At 44.7% G+C, this 20,082-nt stretch carries 4 protein-coding genes; all 4 read right to left on the bottom strand.

The annotated features are described in order from the left end of the window. Positions 1 to 3,141: condensation domain-containing protein (locus ACE38W_RS16915; protein ID WP_375832434.1), on the bottom strand; the 3,141-nt coding region annotated here is incomplete at its 3' end. 14 nt (positions 3,142 to 3,155) lie between these two features. After that, positions 3,156 to 6,269: an amino acid adenylation domain-containing protein gene (locus ACE38W_RS16910; protein ID WP_375832433.1), complete on the bottom strand. Its 3,114-nt coding sequence runs from the start codon at positions 6,267 to 6,269 to the stop codon at positions 3,156 to 3,158. 30 nt (positions 6,270 to 6,299) lie between these two features. Continuing rightward, positions 6,300 to 8,159 (bottom strand): asparagine synthase (glutamine-hydrolyzing), encoded by a 1,860-nt coding sequence (asnB, locus tag ACE38W_RS16905; RefSeq protein ID WP_375832432.1) that lies wholly within the window; start codon positions 8,157 to 8,159, stop codon positions 6,300 to 6,302. Between the two features lie 20 nt (positions 8,160 to 8,179). Then, the gene (locus ACE38W_RS16900; RefSeq protein ID WP_375832431.1) at positions 8,180 to 20,065 is read right to left on the bottom strand and encodes an amino acid adenylation domain-containing protein; all 11,886 of its coding nucleotides are present in this window, start codon (positions 20,063 to 20,065) and stop codon (positions 8,180 to 8,182) included. Positions 20,066 to 20,082: the final 17 nt, after the last annotated feature.

Here is a 20,082-nt window from a genome sequence, read left to right as displayed (position 1 = left end):
ACGAAGTTGTTCATCTAAAATATATACAGACAATGTTGGTATCGGTTTACCAATATTGCTTACTTCCTGTTCAAGATCTGCTGATAGTAATTCTTTGTAAGTAACATGCACCGTCGTTTCTGTGATGCCGAACATATTGATCAGCTTTACTTGTGGATATGTTTTATGGAAACTACGCAACATGGAAGGCACCAGCGCCTCTCCGCCAAAGATCACATAACGCAATGCCAGGCGGCTACGCGTTGCCAGCGCTATGGCACTTACCTGATAAAAAGATCCAGGCGTCTGGTTAAGCACTGTCACACCTTCTTTCTCCAATACTGAAACATAAGCACTGGTATCACGGGCGATCATACGCGGGATGATCACTAATCTCCCACCATACAACAACGCTCCATACATCTCCCATACACTAAAATCAAAACAATGGCTATGGAACATCGTCCAGACATCATGCTCATTAAAATCAAACTGGAAACTATCGTTGAAGAATAAACGAACTACCTGGCTATGCCCCACCATCACGCCTTTGGGATTGCCGGTAGTACCAGAGGTATAGATAATATAACAAAGATCTGCTGGCGTAGCGCTGATCTCAGGTAACCATTCTCCCTTAAAGGCGATACCATCTTCTATGAAATGCACCGGCACTTCATATTCCCTTGCATCAGCCACCACTTTGGTGCTCAGTAAAAATGGAGTACCACTGTCACTGATCATATACGATTTACGCGATGCAGGATATTCCACATCTATGGGTAGGTAAGCACCACCGGCTTTTAGAATACCCAACATGCCAATCACCACTTCCATACCGCGGTCCATCATCAAACCTACGATAACACCGGGTTTCACGCCTTGCTGGCGTAAATAGGCAGCTACATTATTACTGGCAGTATGTAATTCACCATAACTCATGCGCTGGTCATTGAACACCAGGGCTATCTTTTCCGGATGTAACAAAGCCTGGTGTTCAAACAGCTGATGAACAGTGGCAGCTGTAGGATAGCCGACCTTACTGTTATCCAGTGATTGCAGTAAGGTGGCTTCTTCGCTTGCTGCTAACATGCGAATGGAGGAAAGGCGCTCCTCCGAAGAAGTAATTAGATTATTGGTTAACTCATAAAAATTACGCAGTAACGCTGTTATCGTTTCACTGTCCAGATACGCTTCGTTATATACAAGTTGTCCTTGCAGTTCGTTTTCATTGAGCTGCAACATGAGGTTCAGATCGTATTTTCCGTAACCCAGGTTAGTTTCCGCGGTGGTCACCGTCAGCGCATCTATGGATGGCAGATCACTATTCAGTTCTTCGTATTGGAAAAGCACATCAAAGAGCGCAGTTCTGGCCATATCCTTTTCTGGCGCCAAATCCGCTACCAGCTTATCAAATGGCATTTCGGCATGCGCCATCGCATCTTCATAAATGACGGATATACGCTGTAAATAATCTTTAAAGGAACTGTTTTCCGGCACAAAACTTCTAATCACGATCAGATTAGCCACGGGGCCGATCATACCTGCCAGGGCGGCGGTCCTGTTATCTGAAGAAGTACCAATAACAATTTCTTCATGGCCCGCATATCTGTGCAGCAATACTTTAAATGCCGTCAAAAGTAGCAGGCGTATATGCATGCCCGTAGTAGCCTGGTAATTCAGCAGTTTCGCTGTTATCGCAGCTGGAAATGAAATGTTTGCCACTGCGGCTTTATAAATATGAATTTTTGCTCTTGGCCTGTCTGTGGGCAATTCCAGGGCTTTTAACTTTCCACCGGACAAAGTACGCTCCCAAAAAGGGTACAGATGAAAGCCGAGGATACCAAAGCGTTCCCGCTGCCATCCTGAAAATTGCTGATATGGAACGATTGTTTTTGCTGGCGCTGTATCGGCGCCGGCATATATGGCTAAGAGTTCTTGTGTCAATTGCTTAACCGTATAACGATCTGCTATTGCATGATGAAATACCAGTACCATCCTGTGTGCATGCGTTCCCTGGTCTATCAACACACCTCTTAGCAATAGTTGATCTAGTTTAAAAGGTATATTAATTTCCGTACTGGTGGCGGATACCAGCTCCTCTTCACTATCAGCTGAAATTAAACGGAATTGAAATACAGGATCTGTGACAATTTGTTGAATAATGTGATCATCCACATTCAGGATTACAGTTCTCAATATCTCGTAGCGGCCCAACAAAGTTCGAACGCTTTCTTCCAACCTGGGAATATCCAGCCTTCCGTTCAGGTTTAATATTAATGGAATGTTATGGTATACAGGCCCTCCTTCATACAAATCTCCAGCTTCGAAATAGTCGATAAACCACATACGCTCCTGGTGATAAGATGCCAACAATTGGCCCTGTTGATGGAAGCTTACGACTTCATTCACCTGGGATACTTTCTCAGAGGGTGTAAGCAATGCTATGTCATTCAGCGGTATTTTTCTATTTGCCAACAATTTTCCGAGTAAGTTGAAAAACTGATGGCCAATTGTTTGTATAAATGTCTGGAGATATAAACTGTTATTATATTTTATGTCGAGATATAATTTCCCTTCAAGGGTATTAAAACTGAACAGCAATCCAGTTGAAAGTTGATCAAATGCAGTACTATCCTGTATTTCATCCAGCAGCACACTAATGGCAGCTGATAACGGCAATGCCTTCTTCTCTTTACCAAAAATTCTCTCCAGCGGATAATTACTATAGGCCAGGTCTTTGATAATATTGTCTTTCACTGCAGTGATCAGTTCCGCAAATGTTGCGGTAGCAGCTACGTGTAGGCGAAAGGGTATGATATCTGCTGAAGCGTTTTTATGGTCGCTATCTTTATAAACAGGCGTAAATAGCATGGCATCTGTAACAGCGGTACACTTACCCAGCAGCGCGCCAATGGCAGCCATCAGCACAATATGCTTAGCGGTAGCAGAGCCGGCCAGTTCATTGAAGGCTTGCCTTACTTCCTCGTCAGCTGTAAAAGCGTAGTTTTCCCAAGCGCCGGAAGGCTGCATGGCAGGAATCTCCAGTCTTTTAAAATAATTCACAAACTGAAAATCCGATAACCGGTTTCTCCAATAATTCTTCGCTGGGATATTACTATTTATGTCAAGTGCTGATAAGTCCAGGGTGGATTGCTGTTTCATAAAATAGAAGGCTACTAGAGGTTGAGAATGATCTTATCCTTTATCATGCGGTCTGGCAGGGTATTGTAGCCCGCCAGTGATAACAGGCTGATATCGGGATTTTGGGCAATAGCATGGAATAAGTCCGTAAACCTTTGTACCAGCACCGCCGCATCAGCAGCGGAGAAATAGGATGACTGGTATTCAAATCGGAAGGTAAAAGTATCTGCATGTCCGGAAGCAAACAATGTAACAGGATATTTCGCTGCAGCATTACCTAATTCAACAGGCGCCAGCAATGTGCTTTCCGTGGCAGTGTTGCTATCATAATCCTGGTAAACGAAAACCGCTTTGAATAACTCGCTGACATTGGTTCCCCGGGATGCATTCAACTCACTAAAAATATCAGACAGGTCAAACTGCTGTCTGCTGATTACTTCCACTAGATGTCCATGCATCGATTTCATAAATGCTCTGAAAGTAAGGTCAGTATCCAATGGATATCTCACAGGCAGTGTTTTTACAAACATTCCTGCTACCTGTTCCAGCTCATGCTGCAAACGGCCAGCAGTACTGACACCAACTATAATATCTTCCTGTCCTGTGAGCAGCGCCAGAAATACAAAGTATGCCGCAAATATTCCAGATGAAATTGTTACCTCCTCCTCTTTTATCATGCGGGCAAAAGATGATGCAATTACTGTATCTATCTTAAAAAAGATATTACCTCCAGCATCTTCTGCAACATCTGTTCTTCTAGTGGTCACAGGAAATACCATCACCGGGATCTGACCTTCAAACTGACTTAACCAAAATTCCCGCTGCGACATATACAACTCAGTTTTCCTAAACTGCTGTTCCCAGGTGGCATAGTCTTTATATTGTATGGACAGCGGTTCCAGCGCTTCGCCGTTATAAAATTTCATCAGGTCACTAAATAATATCACTTGTGAAATGCCGTCACATACGATATGATGAGTATCTACCACCAGCACAGCTGTATTTGTGTCTGTATGAATAATGGTGGCACGCAATAGTCCTGGCTTGCTCAGATCAAAAGGCTGTACAAAAGCATGTATTTGCTGTAGCAGCAATACTTCCGTTGTATGTATCTCCGCTATCTCGATTTCTACCTGGTTTGCAATGTGCTGGACCAATTGATCATTTACAAAACTAAAACTACTGCGAAGGCTCTCATGCCGCTGGATAAGTGCATTCAAAGCCCTGCCCATTTTCGTTTTATCGAAGGCGGCACTCAGCCTCCAGGCGACAGGTAGGTTAAACGCAGTACCAGAGGGGTATAGCTGGTAGTTATAATAGATATTTTCCTGCACTACGGAAAGCGGATAGTGTGAATTTTCCACTGCCTTTTCTATGACCATCTGATTATCATTATGCAGCTTGCTGATAATCCTTCCCTGTTTTTTTATGGTAAGATGATTGAATAATTCACTGAGGGAAATCCTGACATTGAATTCTTTATGAATCCTGCCGATGAGCTTCATCGTATTCAGGGAGTTACCACCTACTTTATAGAAGCTGTCTTCTGTAGATATTTCCTTTATACCCAACGTGTTTTGCCATACCTCCAGCAGGCGCTGTTCTATGTCATTTTCAGGTACTACAATGATATGCAGCGGTAATTGTGCCAGCAGTTCTTTATAATTAATTTTTCCGTTGGATAACAGCGGAAATTCCTGCACTTCACGGAAATCCGCAGGGATCATGTAGGCAGGCAAGCGCGCTTCGAGGTAGTTGCGACAACGTTGTGCGATATCTGCTTCAACTGCTACATCTGCTCTTCGTATAAGGAAAGCGATTAATAGCTCATTGTTATGTTCATCCTGATGTTTTAATACAACTGCCTGGCGTAGGCAATCTATGCCTTGCAGCACGTTCTCAATCTCATCCAGCTCTATTCTGGCACCTCTTAGCTTCACCTGTCTGTCTTCCCTACCGATAAGGTCTATATTGCCGTTGATTAGCATACGGGCGATGTCCCCCGTTCTGAAGGCTTTTGCCTCATCTTTTGTACCGGCATGAATGGTGACAAATCGTTCTTGCATTAACGTTGGTTCGTTGAGGTAGCCGTTGGAGCTATAGTCAGAAATGATATATAGTTCTCCAGGCACCAGTTTTTCAGCAGGGGTAAGGTCTTTCTTGGCAATCAGTATCCTGGTGCCGGGGATAGGCCGTCCTACAGGAATCCTGGGCTGCGTAGCATCTCCTGGCTGTATCCTGTAAAAGGTCCTGATCATAGTGGTTTCAGAAGGGCCATAGAAATTCACTAGTTCGATACGCGCCCCAAAGGTGCTGTACCAGGGCTTCAGGTCGGCAGGATTGATTTTTTCTCCAGACAACAACACATATTGTAAATGGCTATAATCACCTGGCGTCAGGCCTTCGTGATTTATCAGCCGGAACAAACTAGGGACACAATGTACGAGGTTGATATCCTGATCATTTAGCCATTTGGTGATGGCTCCCGCATCATTAAAAGTCTGATCAGCAGGTGGAATACAGATAGTACCGCCGGCCAGCAGTGGCACAAATATATCTCTCAGAAATGCATCGAAATAAGGGCTGATAAACTGGCTTACCTTAGTACCCTCCCTGATATCAAATTCTTCTATCTCCCATTGGATAAACTGCAGCAGACTTTCATTCCTTCCCAGAATACCTTTAGGCACGCCCGTAGAACCAGACGTAAAATAAACGTAGATGTCGTCAGCGGCATCGAACACAGGATAACGGAGACCACCCAACGTTTCTGGGGTAGCCAGCATTTCATCATACAGATAAGTATTCGTGAGCTTTACTTTTTCGTTTATACGCTCGCTGATAAAATATTGTAATCCCATTTTCTCTATCATGCTGTCCAGCCTTTGCTGTGGGAGCTTACAATCGAGCGGAACAAATACGCAACCAGCATTAAGTACACCAATAATGGTTGTTATCAGTGCGGTCTTATTTTCCAGGTAGATGCCCACCATAGCGCCTTTACCAGGATTTTTTTTCAATAGAAAATCAGTGATACGACTAGCATCGGCCTGTAATTGTGCGTAGGTGGTAGTTGTATCTCCGCAACGAATGGCTGTTTCGTTGCCAAATTTCTTTAAGCATCTGTTCAGTTCTTCCTGGAAGACCATAGGTTATATATTTCTGAGATGACTAAATGATTAATTGAAATATTGCTCCAGCAGAATGCCGAAAGTGAGTACTGTCATCAGCACATCATTTTCAAAAGGAGCATTGATGGTAAATCCATCAGTAGCATACAAGGCTTTCAGCTCCTCAATTTGCTGTGGGTTAAAAATGCCCTGCTGCTTTATTCTGGAAGATGACAGGGTATCATTTATATATTCGATATTTCTCTTTAATAGGTAGGGACTGCCTGGTGCGGTAAATCCAAATTTTTCTCTTTCTACGATCGTTTTTGGTGTAAATCTGCTACCCATTTTTTTGAGTATATACTTTTCTTCCAGTTCGTTCAGCTTCAATGTTGGCGGTACAGTGGCGGCAAACGTTACAAAGTCTTTATCCAGGAAAGGATAACGCACTTCCACGGAATTGGCCATGGCCATGCGGTCGCCATGATCTGAAACAAGATGATCTACCAGCCGCAGCTTATAATCGATATAGGCTCTTTTGTTCAGTGTATCTCTATTGGCAATACGGCTTTTATCGATTACAAAATGATTGAGGCAGTTGATATCATCATATACCGCAGCAATATCAGGTGAGTAGATTTTTCGTTTTTGCTCACATAGCATTTCAAAATTATTCTCATAAAAGAAATGAGGATCTCCCCATACTTTTTCCCGCCAGGCGGCTTCTGTTGCGGTTATCTCCTGATGCTGGCCTGTCATGGCTCTGATCTTATCAAAGCGATATCCTATGTAGCCTGCAAATAATTCATCGGCGCCTTCACCGGAGAGAATCACTTTGATATTTTTATTCCTGACGGCCGAGGAAAGGGATAAAGAGGCTGTATTGTAAGACTCTCTTACCGGACATTCAGCATGATATACTGCTTTTGGCAAACGCTCGCTGATATCTTCGAAGAAAAATGTTTTTCTGTTGATGCTCGCACGCATTTCTTTTGCTACCAGCTGCTGGTAAAGGGTTTCGGAGAGCCCTGAATCTACAAAATCAATAGAGAATACATGCTTGGATACCGTAGGGTCCAGCTGATGCACTTTCATGGCGATCATGGAAGAATCTAATCCTCCGCTGAGATAGAGACCGTAAGGCACGTCTGCCCGCAGTCTTAACCGGATCGCATTTTCAAAAAGAGATTCTAGTTGATCGATGTAATAAGCTGCAGGTTTCTCCTGCACACCTGTTTCAATTTCTGGAAATATAAGGTCCCAGTATTGTTTTTTGGTAATAAAGCCATCATGATCCACTTTAAGATAATGGCCATTTTCGAGGCTATAAATATCTTTAAACATCGTTCTGGGGCTAATGAGCCCTGGGAAAGTAAATACCTGATCTAGTCCGGTCAGGTCGATACTAGCCACTACCAGTGGATGTTTCAGGATAGCTTTTATTTCTGAACCAAAAATGAATGTATCCTGCTGTATGGTATAGAAAAAAGGCAGGATACCCATTTGATCACGGGCACAGTATAATGTTTTTTGTTTCTTATCATACAAGGCAAAGGCAAATTGACCATTCAATTCATTCAGGAAGTCCATGCCCTGCTCTTCATACAAATGAATAATCACTTCCACATCTGATGCCGTGCGGAATTGGTGGCCTTTACCACGCAGCATTTCTCTCAGTTCAATGTAGTTAAATATCTCTCCGTTACATAACAATACAATGCTTTCATCTTCATTAAAAATTGGTTGCATACCGTTATTTAAGCCGATAATGCTCAGGCGACTAAACCCCAGTGCCACATTATCAAATTGGTGTACGCACTGGCTGTCGGGCCCCCGATGCCACAGCTGTTCATTCATATCTTTTACAACCTGTTCGTCGTAACCGGTTGTATGCGCCTTAAACCTTACGTAGCCACAAATACCACACATATAATAATAGCTTTAAGTAGTTATACATTTACTGGTGTTTCAAGCGGTATATCCTCAATCAGCACCTGGCTGTTATGTATGATTGCAGTGAGAATATTTTGATAATAGGCTGCAAAAACTTCCATAGTACTATCTTCATACAGTAGTGTACTGTAGATAAATCCAACAGATAAACCAGTTGTTTTCGCTGCGACTTCTATTTTGAATTCGTATTGGGTAGTTTCATGCTGACGGCTTTGCACAGGTATAAAGCCCAGCGCTTGTAGCTCCTGGTCGCTGTCCAGTGTATTGGCGAAAGCAAAATGCACATCAAAAATGGCATTGCGCCCATCTCTATCCTCTTCTGTTACCAATGCCAGCATTTGATCAAATTGGTATTCCTGATGATCAATAGCATCCAGCATACAGCTTTTCACAGCCGTTAAAAATTGCTGAGCAGATAGGCCTTCCGCTATACTCATCTTCAATGGCAGAATATTCACAAAGGTGCCAACTACTTCTTGCAGGGCCTCATGGCTTCTGCCGGCTGCATCAATACCCACGATAAGGTTTTTATTACCGCCTATTTTATGTAATAAAATATAGTATGCAGATAGTAACAGCACATAGGTGGAAGTATCCGCCGAGGCTACAAATTGTTGCAGCTGCTGATACAGTACCCCTTGTATTTCCAATGTTTGAACAGCAGCCGGATGAATCGCCGGAAAATTTCGTTCTTGCATTACCGGTAGGTCCAGGCGTGGTAGCTCCCCTGATAACTGCTGACGCCAATAGGCCAGATCCCTATCGCCAATATCCTTTCTGGTAGCCAGATGGACGGCATAGTCCAGGTAAGTATATGCTACTGGGGGCAATTGCTTCTGCTGGTAAATATCCCTAAGATCGCCGATGAGAATATTTAGAGAAATGCCATCGCAAATAATATGATGAATATCTATTAACAAATAATCCTTCCACACTGCATAACGCATCAGTGGCGCCATTCCAAGATCAAATGGTTGAATAAACTGTTGCCATACTTCTTCAAATGAATGCGCATTTACATGCGCTGTGAAATATATTTCAGCAGGTACTTGTTCCATTACTTTCTGCACCAGACCTTGTTCTGTGAGTTCGAAATAAGTACGCAGACTGGTATGGCGTTGTATCAGCTGAGCAAATGCTATGTGTAGTTTTTCGTGTATTACTGTGCTTGTTAACCTAAATGCAGCGGCTATATTAAAACCCAGGTTATCCTTGTTCAGCATTTGCTGGTAATACATTCTTTCCTGGGCAGGCGATGCGATGTAAGCGGCAAGCTGTCCGGCTTTTACTAATTCAAGATGTACCGCAGGCTGCCTCTTTTCAATAAGTCCTGCCATTTGATTTAAGGTGGCATAAGTAAAAATATCACGCAGTTCCAGACTGCAACCGAAGTGCTTACGCACAAGGTTTTTCAGGCGCATTGCCTTGACAGAATGTCCACCAAGCCCGAAGAAACTGGCGGTAGCGCTGATCTCAGCGGCTGTTATATGCAATACTTCCGCCCAGAGGCCTGCCAATTGTATGGCGGCATCACTAACTGGCGCTTCATATCCTGCTGTGCCCAGTGCTGGGTCTGGCAGCTTGCTTTCGTCCAGTTTGCCGTTGCTGGTCAATGGAAGGCTGCTGATATGGATATAGTAAGATGGCACCATATACGCAGGCAAGCGGGTTTGCAAGGCACTTTGTAAGGCGCTACTGTCTTGCGTTTCATCAGTTACATAGTAGCATACGAGCTGTCCGTTCTTTTGCAATACTGCGGCCTCTTTAATGCCTGGCTGCATACAAACATGATGTACTATCTCTCCTGGCTCTATACGATAGCCTCGCACTTTTAGCTGACTATCCCGGCGGCCGGTAAACAGGAGTCCATAGGCAGCATCATAGATGGCGGTGTCCTTACTGCGATACATCAGTGTGCCAGGTACAAATGGATTGGGCACAAACACTTCATTGGTCAGCGCGGAACGGCCATAATAGCCCTGAGCAAGACCTTCGCCGGCAATGTATAGTTCGCCGGTAGCGCCTTCCGGAACAGGGCGATGGTAGCCATCGAGCAGATAAATCTGTGTATTGCTCGCCGGGTAACCAATGGGTACATTCACTAAAGGATCCGAAGGATTATAGCGGTAATGCATACAGCCTACTGTTGCCTCCGTAGGGCCGTATTCGTTATAGATAGCCACCGCTGGATACAGTCGTTGCACGGCGGCTGCCACGCGACTTTCCAGCTGCTCTCCTCCTACTATCAGCGTTTGTAGTACCGGCGATACTGGCAGCTGCATTTCTGATAATAACTTCAGATGAGAGGGCGTCATCTTCAGCACCGTACTACGGTTATCTTTTATGACCTCCTCCAGCAAAAGGCTGTCATGGCCACTGTACAACAGCAATCTGCCACCAGTAATTAATGGGGTAAACAGGCTGGTGATAGTCAGGTCAAAGGCTACAGAAGTATATAAGGCAAATACAGGTTTTGTATTATTTAGATATAAGGTAGATGCCCATTGTATATAATGTGTTAGCGACCGGTGGGAAATCATTACTCCTTTTGGTGTACCGGTACTACCTGAGGTGTAAATCATATAGGCTATACCGTTAGTTCCTGTGATAGCCGGCAACGGCGCCGCTTTAGGTAAATCTGCTAATTCATCTAAACAAATCGCTTGAAACCCGCTACACTGGCTACTATATTCACTTCGTGTTATAACCGCCTTTACGCCAGCATCACCAAAGATGCCCGCTATCCGTGCGGCAGGATAAATTGTATCTACGGGGATATAGGCAGCACCTGTTTTCAAGATCGCTAATACGCTGTAAACAAAGCCAGGCTCACGGTCCAGCAGTACGCCGACGAAATCGCCCGCTCCTATGCCTTGCGACACCAGATAGGCGGCCAGGTCTGTTGACATGCGATCCAGTTGCACATAGCTTATTTTCTCTCCTGCATGTTCCAGCGCGATTGCATCCGGTGTTTTTGTCACCTGTTGTTCGAAAAGGCTTATCACCGAAAGATCTTGTGCAAATGCTACGGTGGTATCGTTATAACCCTCCTGGCTACACGAAATCGCAACCTCTTCCACCAATCGATCTGGGTTGCCGGCGACGAGTGTCACCAGCTGTTCCAGGTGTTTCATCACCTGGCTGATTATCCGGCTACTGTATCGTTCACTGTTATAATCGAATCGTATAATAAAATGATGGCCTGGCACAATTACAATCGATAAATCATAATTGGTTCGTTCCACCACTTCCATCTCACTTATATGGCCACCCATTCCTTCAGAGATTGGATAGTTCTCATAAATCAGGATATGGTCCAATAGCTGGCGCCCTACCTCACTGCGGCTCTGGATATCCGGCAACAAATTGTAATGATACGCTTCACTATCCAGCAGCTCCTGCTGGATACGCTGGAATAGCTCGCCTATACGCTCATTTCCGACAGTACGGATACGCACGGGCACTGTATTGATAAACAATCCCAGCATAGATTCTACGCCTTCCACTTCCACCGGCCGCCCGGATACCACCGAGCCAAACACTACATCCTCCCGGTCGTTATAGCGTTGCAGTAATAATCCCCAGATACATTGAAATACCGTATACACGCTCACACCAAATTTCACAGACACCTCATTTAGTAAAGCACCTTGTTCCGGTGAAAGCTTCAACAGACTCGACGCGGGTTGAAAAGCCGTTTGTTCTGTCAATGTATTACGCTTAGGCAAGCCAGCAGGTAAATCATAACCTTGTAAATACTGTTCCCAGTATGTCAGTCCTTCCTGCGGATCACGTTGTTCCAACCATCTGATATAGTTTGAATATGGGCGCACAGGCTCCAGCTGTGGATTGCGACCATGTGCCGCCGCTTCATACAGTTCATTGAAATCATGGATCAACAAACCCATACACCAGCCATCCATCAGGATATGGTGGAAACTCCAGATAAACCGGTATCGAGCGGCTCCTACCTGCACCACAGTTAATCGTAACAAGGCATCCTTGTCTAACACAAATTTTCGTTCTCTATCCTCTTCCTGACAACGCGCAATAACGGTCTGCTCTCCTTCCTCCGCACATATTTCCTGTAAATCCAGAAAAGAAAAGTCTGCCTCCCTATCTTTCAATACCAGCTGCAAGGCACGGTCATAGCCTTCATGCAGGAAAACTGTGCGCAACATATCATAGCGGTCAACTAATGCTTTTATGGTTTGTGCAAGCGCCCCGACATCTTGGTGGCCTTGCCGTAGGTAGCTGATCTGTTCAAAATATGGATCATTTTTTCCATCGTGTAAGGTGTGAAACAACATTCCTTCCTGCATCGGCGACAATGGATATATGTCCTGCAAACGGTACTGGGCTTGCAGTGCATCCAGTGTATCCATGGAAATATTATTGCCCGTAAGATCAGATGGACTCAAAGCAGTATGTGCTTTATCAAGGCAATAGCTGATCAATGATAAAAGACTGGATTCATATAGTTGCAGCAGCGCCAGCATTGTATCTTTCTGGTATTGGGCGCCACTATATGCCATACTAATTTCGAGCTGATTGTCGACTATCATCCCCACCACATCCCAGTCATATGCACGTGTCGCCTGCGGATTGACTGTCATCCCGGTAGAAAAAGCCGAGCGTTTATAATTACTTTCAAATTGTCCGAGATAGTTAAAGCTGATGCGGGAGTTATCTCCAACAACACCATTCGTATCATAGTATTTGCAGAGCAGATAGTCGATGCCTTTATTAGGGATGTTGCGCAACGTTTCTTTCACATGACGTAATCTATCGCTCCAGGTACTGCCTTTGAGTTCCAGCATTACCGGATAAATACTTGTAAACCAGCCAATGGTGCGACTTACATCCAGCCCTTCCATCAACTCCTCTCTTCCATGACCTTCAAGATCTATACTAACCTGTTGCTGACCATAGTATTGCGAAACCGCTGTTATAAAGGCCGCCAGCAGCATCTCTTCCACGGACGTACGAAAAGTATCAGGCCCTTGCCTTAACAACTCCTTCGTACGATTCTCATTTAGCGTAAATCGTACGGTTTGCATCTCATCTCCACGGTTGCTGCCTGTGAATACATCGCGCGTAACATCTCCCTGAAGTCCTTTCCTGCCCTGCTCCTGCCAATATTGACGCCCTTTGCTATAGGCAGGCGTTTCCATATACTTTTTCAAATTCATTGCCCAGGAAAGGAAAGGCATCGTTTTGCTGGGCAAAGAGAAGTTTTGTTTTTGTTTTAACTGATGAAATAATGTAGTTAGATCTTCCAACAAGATGCGCCAGGAAATGCCATCAATCACCAGGTGATGAACAGCTATAAGCAGGTGGCTTCCATCTGCTCCCTGAAACAACCCGAGTTTCATGAGTGGGCCGTTATGCAGATCTATGCTACCTTGCAGCGTGGTACACGTGGCTTCGTCGTATGCCTCATAGGCAGTCAGTGATACGGGAAGATCCGCAGACATATTATCCAGCCGGAAGCCTTCGGGAGTATTCTTCAACACGATTCGTAATGCATCGTGATGTTGTTGCAGAAAAGTAAAAATCTGTGACACCTCTTCCGTGCTAATACCTAGCGAAAAATGAAGCATTACGGCCTGATTGAAGTGGTGCTCAGCTTTAGCGGGGGCCTCCAGGAAATAACGTTGTACGGGCGTTAATACAGACGTTCCCATTACCGTTTCCTGCAGGGTGTGTACACGAATTATTTTCAGACATTTAGCCAGACTAACAATCATCTGGTTGGCAAAAATATCTTTCATCGATAATTCATATCCCGCTGCTCGAACTTTCGAGATAATCTGAATGGATTTAATAGAATCTCCACCAAGGGAGAAAAAGTTATCTGTTGCGCCCACCTGAGAGATGCCCAAGACCTTTGCCCATATTGCTGCCAATAAAATCTCTTCTTCGGAAACAGGCGCCTGGTATGAACTGTTTTTCAGCACCGGCTCTGGCAAAGCATTCAGATTCGCTTTACCACTTGGCAATAATGGAATCTGTTGCAGTCGCAGGAAAACTGCCGGCACCATATAGTCTGGGAGTCTTTCAGATAAATAAGCCTGTAATAAAACACTATCCAATTCACTGTCGCTGACGTAATAAGCAGCCAGGTATTTGCTACCGTCTTTTTCACGGCATTGTACAATGGCATGCTTCATGCCCTGGTATTTTTGCAATACCTCTTCTATCTCTCCCAATTCAACCCTGTTACCACGAATCTTTACCTGTGTATCTGTACGACCCAAAAACAGGATATTTCCATCCGTGCGCCAGTAACCCATATCACCGGTTTTGTACAGCCGTTGTCCAGGTACAAAGGGATGGTCGATAAATTTCTCACGGGTCAGCTGTACATCATTCAAATAGCCGATGGCAACGCCATCACCACCTACATAAATATCACCAGGGATACCAATTCCCTGTAACCCGCCATAGCGGCTAAGTATATAAACAGTAGAGTTATTTACCGGCCTGCCAATCGGCACGGTAAAACGGTAATCCTGCAATATCGGGAAGGTGGTAGAAAAAATACCATTCTCCGTAGGCCCGTAACCGTTAATAACTTTCAATGCAGGATGTAATCGCCTCACTTCATTTACCGATACCGGATTAACCACATCTCCACCTACTGTCAGGCATTCCAGCGATGAGAATATCCCTGGATCTACCTGCATATGCTGGTTAAAGAGCGAGGAAGTCATCCACATAAACTGGATCTGCTGTTGATGCAGTACTTGTCCTAGCAGGTAAGTATCCAGCACTATATCTTTAGGTACAGGATACAATCTGCCACCATTCAGCAATGCGCCCCATATCTCTAAATTAATTAAGTCAAAGGTAGGAGCAGCCGCATGCAGGATACGTAACTTATTACCAAACGGTAAATGCGCTGCATGCTTCACCATACGTATAATATTGCGGTTGCTGATGGCCACCCCTTTGGGTTTGCCGGTAGAACCAGAGGTATACAAAACGCAGGCAATGCTCTCCGCTGAAGAACTTACTGATAACAATGGTGCATCGTCTTCAACAGCAGGAAGTTGATTTATATTCAGCACGGTTACTCCTTCTTTCAATGGGAAATGCGCAGGGTCTTCTGTCAGCACCAGGCGGGCATCTCCACCCAGTAGCATATCCTTTACGCGGTCCGCAGGGAAATCCGGGTCCAGCATCAGATAGGCGCCACCTGCCTTTAGAATGCCAAGGATGGCCACAATGCTATGCGCAGATTTGAATCCTACTATTCCCACTCTCTCTGCGGGCGATAATGCAAACGTGTTCAACACCCTTGCGACCTGCGAGGCTCGTTGATCTAATGCCTCATAGGTGAGATCTGTATCTCCTGCGGTGATAGCAATCTGTTTTGGCGTAAGTAGTGCCTGCGCTGCAAAGAGCTCGCTGATGGTACTATTGCGGGGATATGCTACGGTAGTATTATTGAACGTTGCCGTCAGCTCTTCCCTTTGTGCCAGGGACAGCATATCAAATGCCGACAACAGGTTATTGGGCGCAATAATAATTGCTGTGAGAAGATTTTTAAAATAATCTATATATCGTCTGATAGATGTTATTGTAAATAAATCCTGGTTATACTCCAATGCAAACACCAAATGACCTCCAAATCCTTTACCAGACAAGGTTATATCAAATTTGGCCACTACCTGTTTACGCTCCAGTGGCGTAAATGTCAATCCTGGCAAAGTCAGCGTAGTATCGTCAAAGTTTTCAAAGGAGAACAACACGTCAAACAACGGATTGCGGCTGGTATCGCGGTCCAGGCGCAAATGCTCAATTAGATCTTCGTATTGGTATTGCTGATGTTCAAAACAGGACAGGAGCTGTTGCTTTACGGCAGCCAGGAAACTAACAAAAGTCAGATCTCCTTTGGGCTGACATCTCAACGGCAATGTATTTACGAACATGCCTATCATGCCTTCCAGGTCGGCATGTACCCGACCTGATACCGGCGTACCAACCACCACATCTTCCTGACCCGACAATTTACTAAGCCATATACTGTAAGCAGCAAAAAGCACCATGAATATAGTAGTACCTTCCTGCTCAGCGAGGTGTTTTATATGTATGGTCGTTTCCTTGTTCAATTCAAAAACTTCCACCGCTCCCTGATGGCTCCTTATCCTCGGACGAGGGAAATCAGTAGGGAGTGTTAAAGGAGCTGGTAAGGTTTCATATTCTTTCAGCCAGAAGTCGCGCTGCATAGCGCTAAACTGTTGCTGCTCCGGCGACTGCTGCCACACAGCATAATCATGGTATTGCAACTTTAAAGGAGCCAATACTTCATTATTATATAAACGCATCAGGTCATTAACCAACACAGACAAGGATACGCCATCGTTGATGATATGATGCATGTCTACCAGGAGGTAGTGTGTATGCGTATCCGTAGTGATCAACCCTACTCTGATCAGTGGGGCCGCTTCCAGGTCAAAAGGCTGGCTGAAATTCTGTATCAGCTCCTGTATATCCGGCTGCGGATTATGTATTGTAATAGCAAAACCAGAAACTGGTATAATTTTCTGAAAAGGTATACCGTCTATTACGGTAAAGGATGTACGTAAACTAGCATGTCGTTGTAACAGCCCATGAAAGGCGTTTTCAAGGCGTTGCGTATCTATTGCACCTTCCACCCGGAAGGCCTGAAACATATTATAGGCAAGGGAATTTCTATCAAATTCATATAAAACATACAATCGCCTTTGTGCTGTAGAAAGCGGGTAATACGTTTTTTCTTCTGCTTTTTCAATCACCGTATATTTCGCCTGTTGTGCGTTTTTGATTAAGCCAGACAAACCAGCAATCGTTGGATAAAGGAAAATGTCTTTTATCGTGATCTTTACACCAAATACTTTGAACAAGCGATGTGTTAATGTGGTAGCATTCAGCGAATGACCGCCGAGATCAAAGAAACTCTCTGCAATACTTATCGTTGTTGATGCTTTTTTTAACAACTCTGCCCATATTTCCTGGATTTTTTCCTGAATAGTATCTGCAGGGGCTACATACTCCCCATTCGCTATCAACTGCGCTGCTGGCAATGCTTTCCGGTCTACTTTCCCATTGGTATTCAGCGGAAGTCGGGACATGTATACATAGGCTGCTGGCTGCATATATTCTGGCAACTTTTCAGCAAGGAATGCTTGCAGTTCATCGGCGTTGATGGCTGCCGGAGCAACATAATAGGCAACAATATATTTTTCATCTCCCTCTCCGTTTACTGCCACCACTGTTTCCTGAATACCAGCAAATTGCTGTAATACATGTTCTATCTCTCCCAATTCTACACGGTTACCTCGGATTTTCACCTGCGTGTCTATCCTACCGAGAAACATTAAATTCCCGTCTGGCAGCCAGCGGCATAGATCGCCGGTCCTATAGAGTCTGTCTCCAGGCAACAAAGGATTATTTACGAACTTAATGGCTGTTAGCTCCGGGTCATGCAGATATCCAGCGGCCACCCCATCGCCACCCACATACAATTCTCCTGGCACGCCTATTGGTTGCAGGTTTCCGGTCGTGCCGCATACATAGGCGGTGGAATTACTGATAGGCTTGCCGATAGGTATATTTTCCAGATTAGAAGATGTAGGAATGGAATAGGTGGCAGAGAAAGTAGTATTCTCCGTAGGGCCGTAACCGTTAACGACCTGTAATGCAGGATGCGCCTGACGGAGTTGGTTTATATATTGTGCTTTTAATGCATCGCCGCCAGCCACGAGGAATTTCAGAGGTGCGAATATCGATACATCAGATTGTATATGTTGATTTAACAAGGCAGAGGTCAGCCACATCCTATTAATGCTGTAGGTCGACATAGCTTGCCCCAGCAAGTTATTATCCAGTATAGCTTCTCTGGGAATGATAAACAGATGACCACCATTTAACAATGCACCCCATATCTCAAAAGTAATCGCATCAAAAGCAGGTGCACCTGTCTGTAAAATTCGCGCTGTATTATCCAGTGGAATGAAATGATTGCCTTTTACCAATCGTATTATATTCCGGTGAGTAACAACTACACCTTTGGGCTGCCCTGTGGAGCCGCTGGTATACATGATATAAGCAGGATCAGTAGCTGCTACAGCGACCGGATTGGGAGCATTCGTAGTTGCCGCTGCGGTGGCAATATTTATCTGTTGGATATCTGGCTGGAGTAAGTGGCCATGTGCGGCCTGTGTCAGCACCAGTCGGACCTTTGCGGCAGCCAGCATTGCATGTATGCGTTCCGCTGGAAAAGTAGGATCCAATGGCAGGAAAACAGCGCCAGCTTTCAGGATGCCCAACATCGCTATGATAGCCTCTATTGAACGATCTGCCAATATGGCTACCGGCTCTCCGGCAGCGATCTGGTATTGTTGCAGACAGGCCGTCAGGCAGCCAGATTGTATTTCCAGTTCATGATAGCTCAGGTTACGATCCCCGGCAGTTAAAGCAATAGCTTCAGGCGTAAGTAGAGCCTGGGCACTAAACAACGCATGTACTGACTTATCAGAAGGATATTCAGTACGGGTATCATTGAAGGTATGTATTATCAATTGCTGCGAAGCCTCATCCAGTAAGGAAAGCTCCTCTACCTTCCTTTCAGAATTAGCACAAATAATATGAATTATTTGTACCAGGTGGCGGGCAAAGAGTTGTGCATAATCTTCTCCTATTACCGCCTGATTATATACCAGTTCAACAGTAATTTCTTTTCTTATTAAAAAGGTGACAACCAGTGGAATATCCGTTTGTTCAAACACGGCGTTCAGACTCACTTGCAGGCCGTTGACATTTTGCATCAATGCCTCATCTAACGGATAATTTTCCACCGCCATGATGGAATCAAATAATTTATCGGCAGGTTTCAAATGCAGTAATTGCCTTATCTCTGCGTAGGGCGTAGCTGCGTGTAGGGAGATGTCTGACAACTGCTCATTCACAGACTGCACAAGCTGCAATAACGACTGCCCTTCCCGGGTTGTCAATCGCATGGGAATTGTATTGACAAAATTTCCCATCACCTGATCTATACCATTCATGGCCGACTCTCTGCCTGAAAAGGGCGTTCCAAATATCACATCAGCAGATGCGCTGTACTGTTGCAATAGCAGGCCATATGCCGCATAAAGCAAGGCAGCCTTGCTCACCTGATGTTCTCTGGCAAATGTATCTATTGGCTTCAATGGCATGACAGCTGCCTCTTTGCCAAATGCTGCCGGCGCATGCTGTAGTGGCTTACTACTGAAAAAATACGGAGTGTTCGTGTAGCCGTTCAGGTAGTTTATCCAAAAATCAGCTGATTCAGAAGAATTCTTTCCCCTCGCCTGCCAGATGGCTTTCAACGTAGGTTTTGGTGCAAACACAGGCTGCTGGCCTGCAAGCAGTTGGTAATAGCTACCGAATAATTCTTTCAGAAAAACGCCCGTGCTCCAGCCGTCGTAGAGAATATGATGATGAGCGATATTCAGCAGATAAGTACTGTTGGCGTATTCTATCAATGAAACCCTTACTGCCAGTTCAGTGAGATCAAAATTACTAGTACGTGCTTCCTCAAGGATAGATGTTATCGCAGTTGGTGCTGCGGTATGATAAGAAACAGGTAATGGAATTGCTTTAAGCACCACTTGTAGCGGTTTTTCCAGTCCTTCCCAGCGAAACACGGTACGCAATACTTCGTTATTAGCTTGTACCAGCTTCAGCGCCTTTTCCAATACGGCCACGTTCAATTCACCCTCGATACGCAGGGATAACAGCACCGCATATACGTTGCTGTCTGGCGCGGTCAGGTAATGATGTAACATTCCCTGTTGAAGCATATTTAATTCAAATATCTCTTCAACATTCGCTTTCAGGAGCTTTTGTGTCACTATAGTCAATTTTGGGA

The sequence above is a fragment of the Chitinophaga sp. Hz27 genome, assembly GCF_042263525.1.
Lineage (GTDB): Bacteria > Bacteroidota > Bacteroidia > Chitinophagales > Chitinophagaceae > Chitinophaga.
This window is presented reverse-complemented; position numbering and strand designations above follow the sequence as displayed.

Excerpts from the sequence above, each read along its gene's own strand:
- asnB (WP_375832432.1), bottom strand. The coding sequence starts at position 8,159 with ATGTGTGGTATTTGTGGCTACGTAAGGTTTAAGGCGCATACAACCGGT.
- ACE38W_RS16910 (WP_375832433.1), bottom strand. The coding sequence starts at position 6,269 with ATGGTCTTCCAGGAAGAACTGAACAGATGCTTAAAGAAATTTGGCAAC.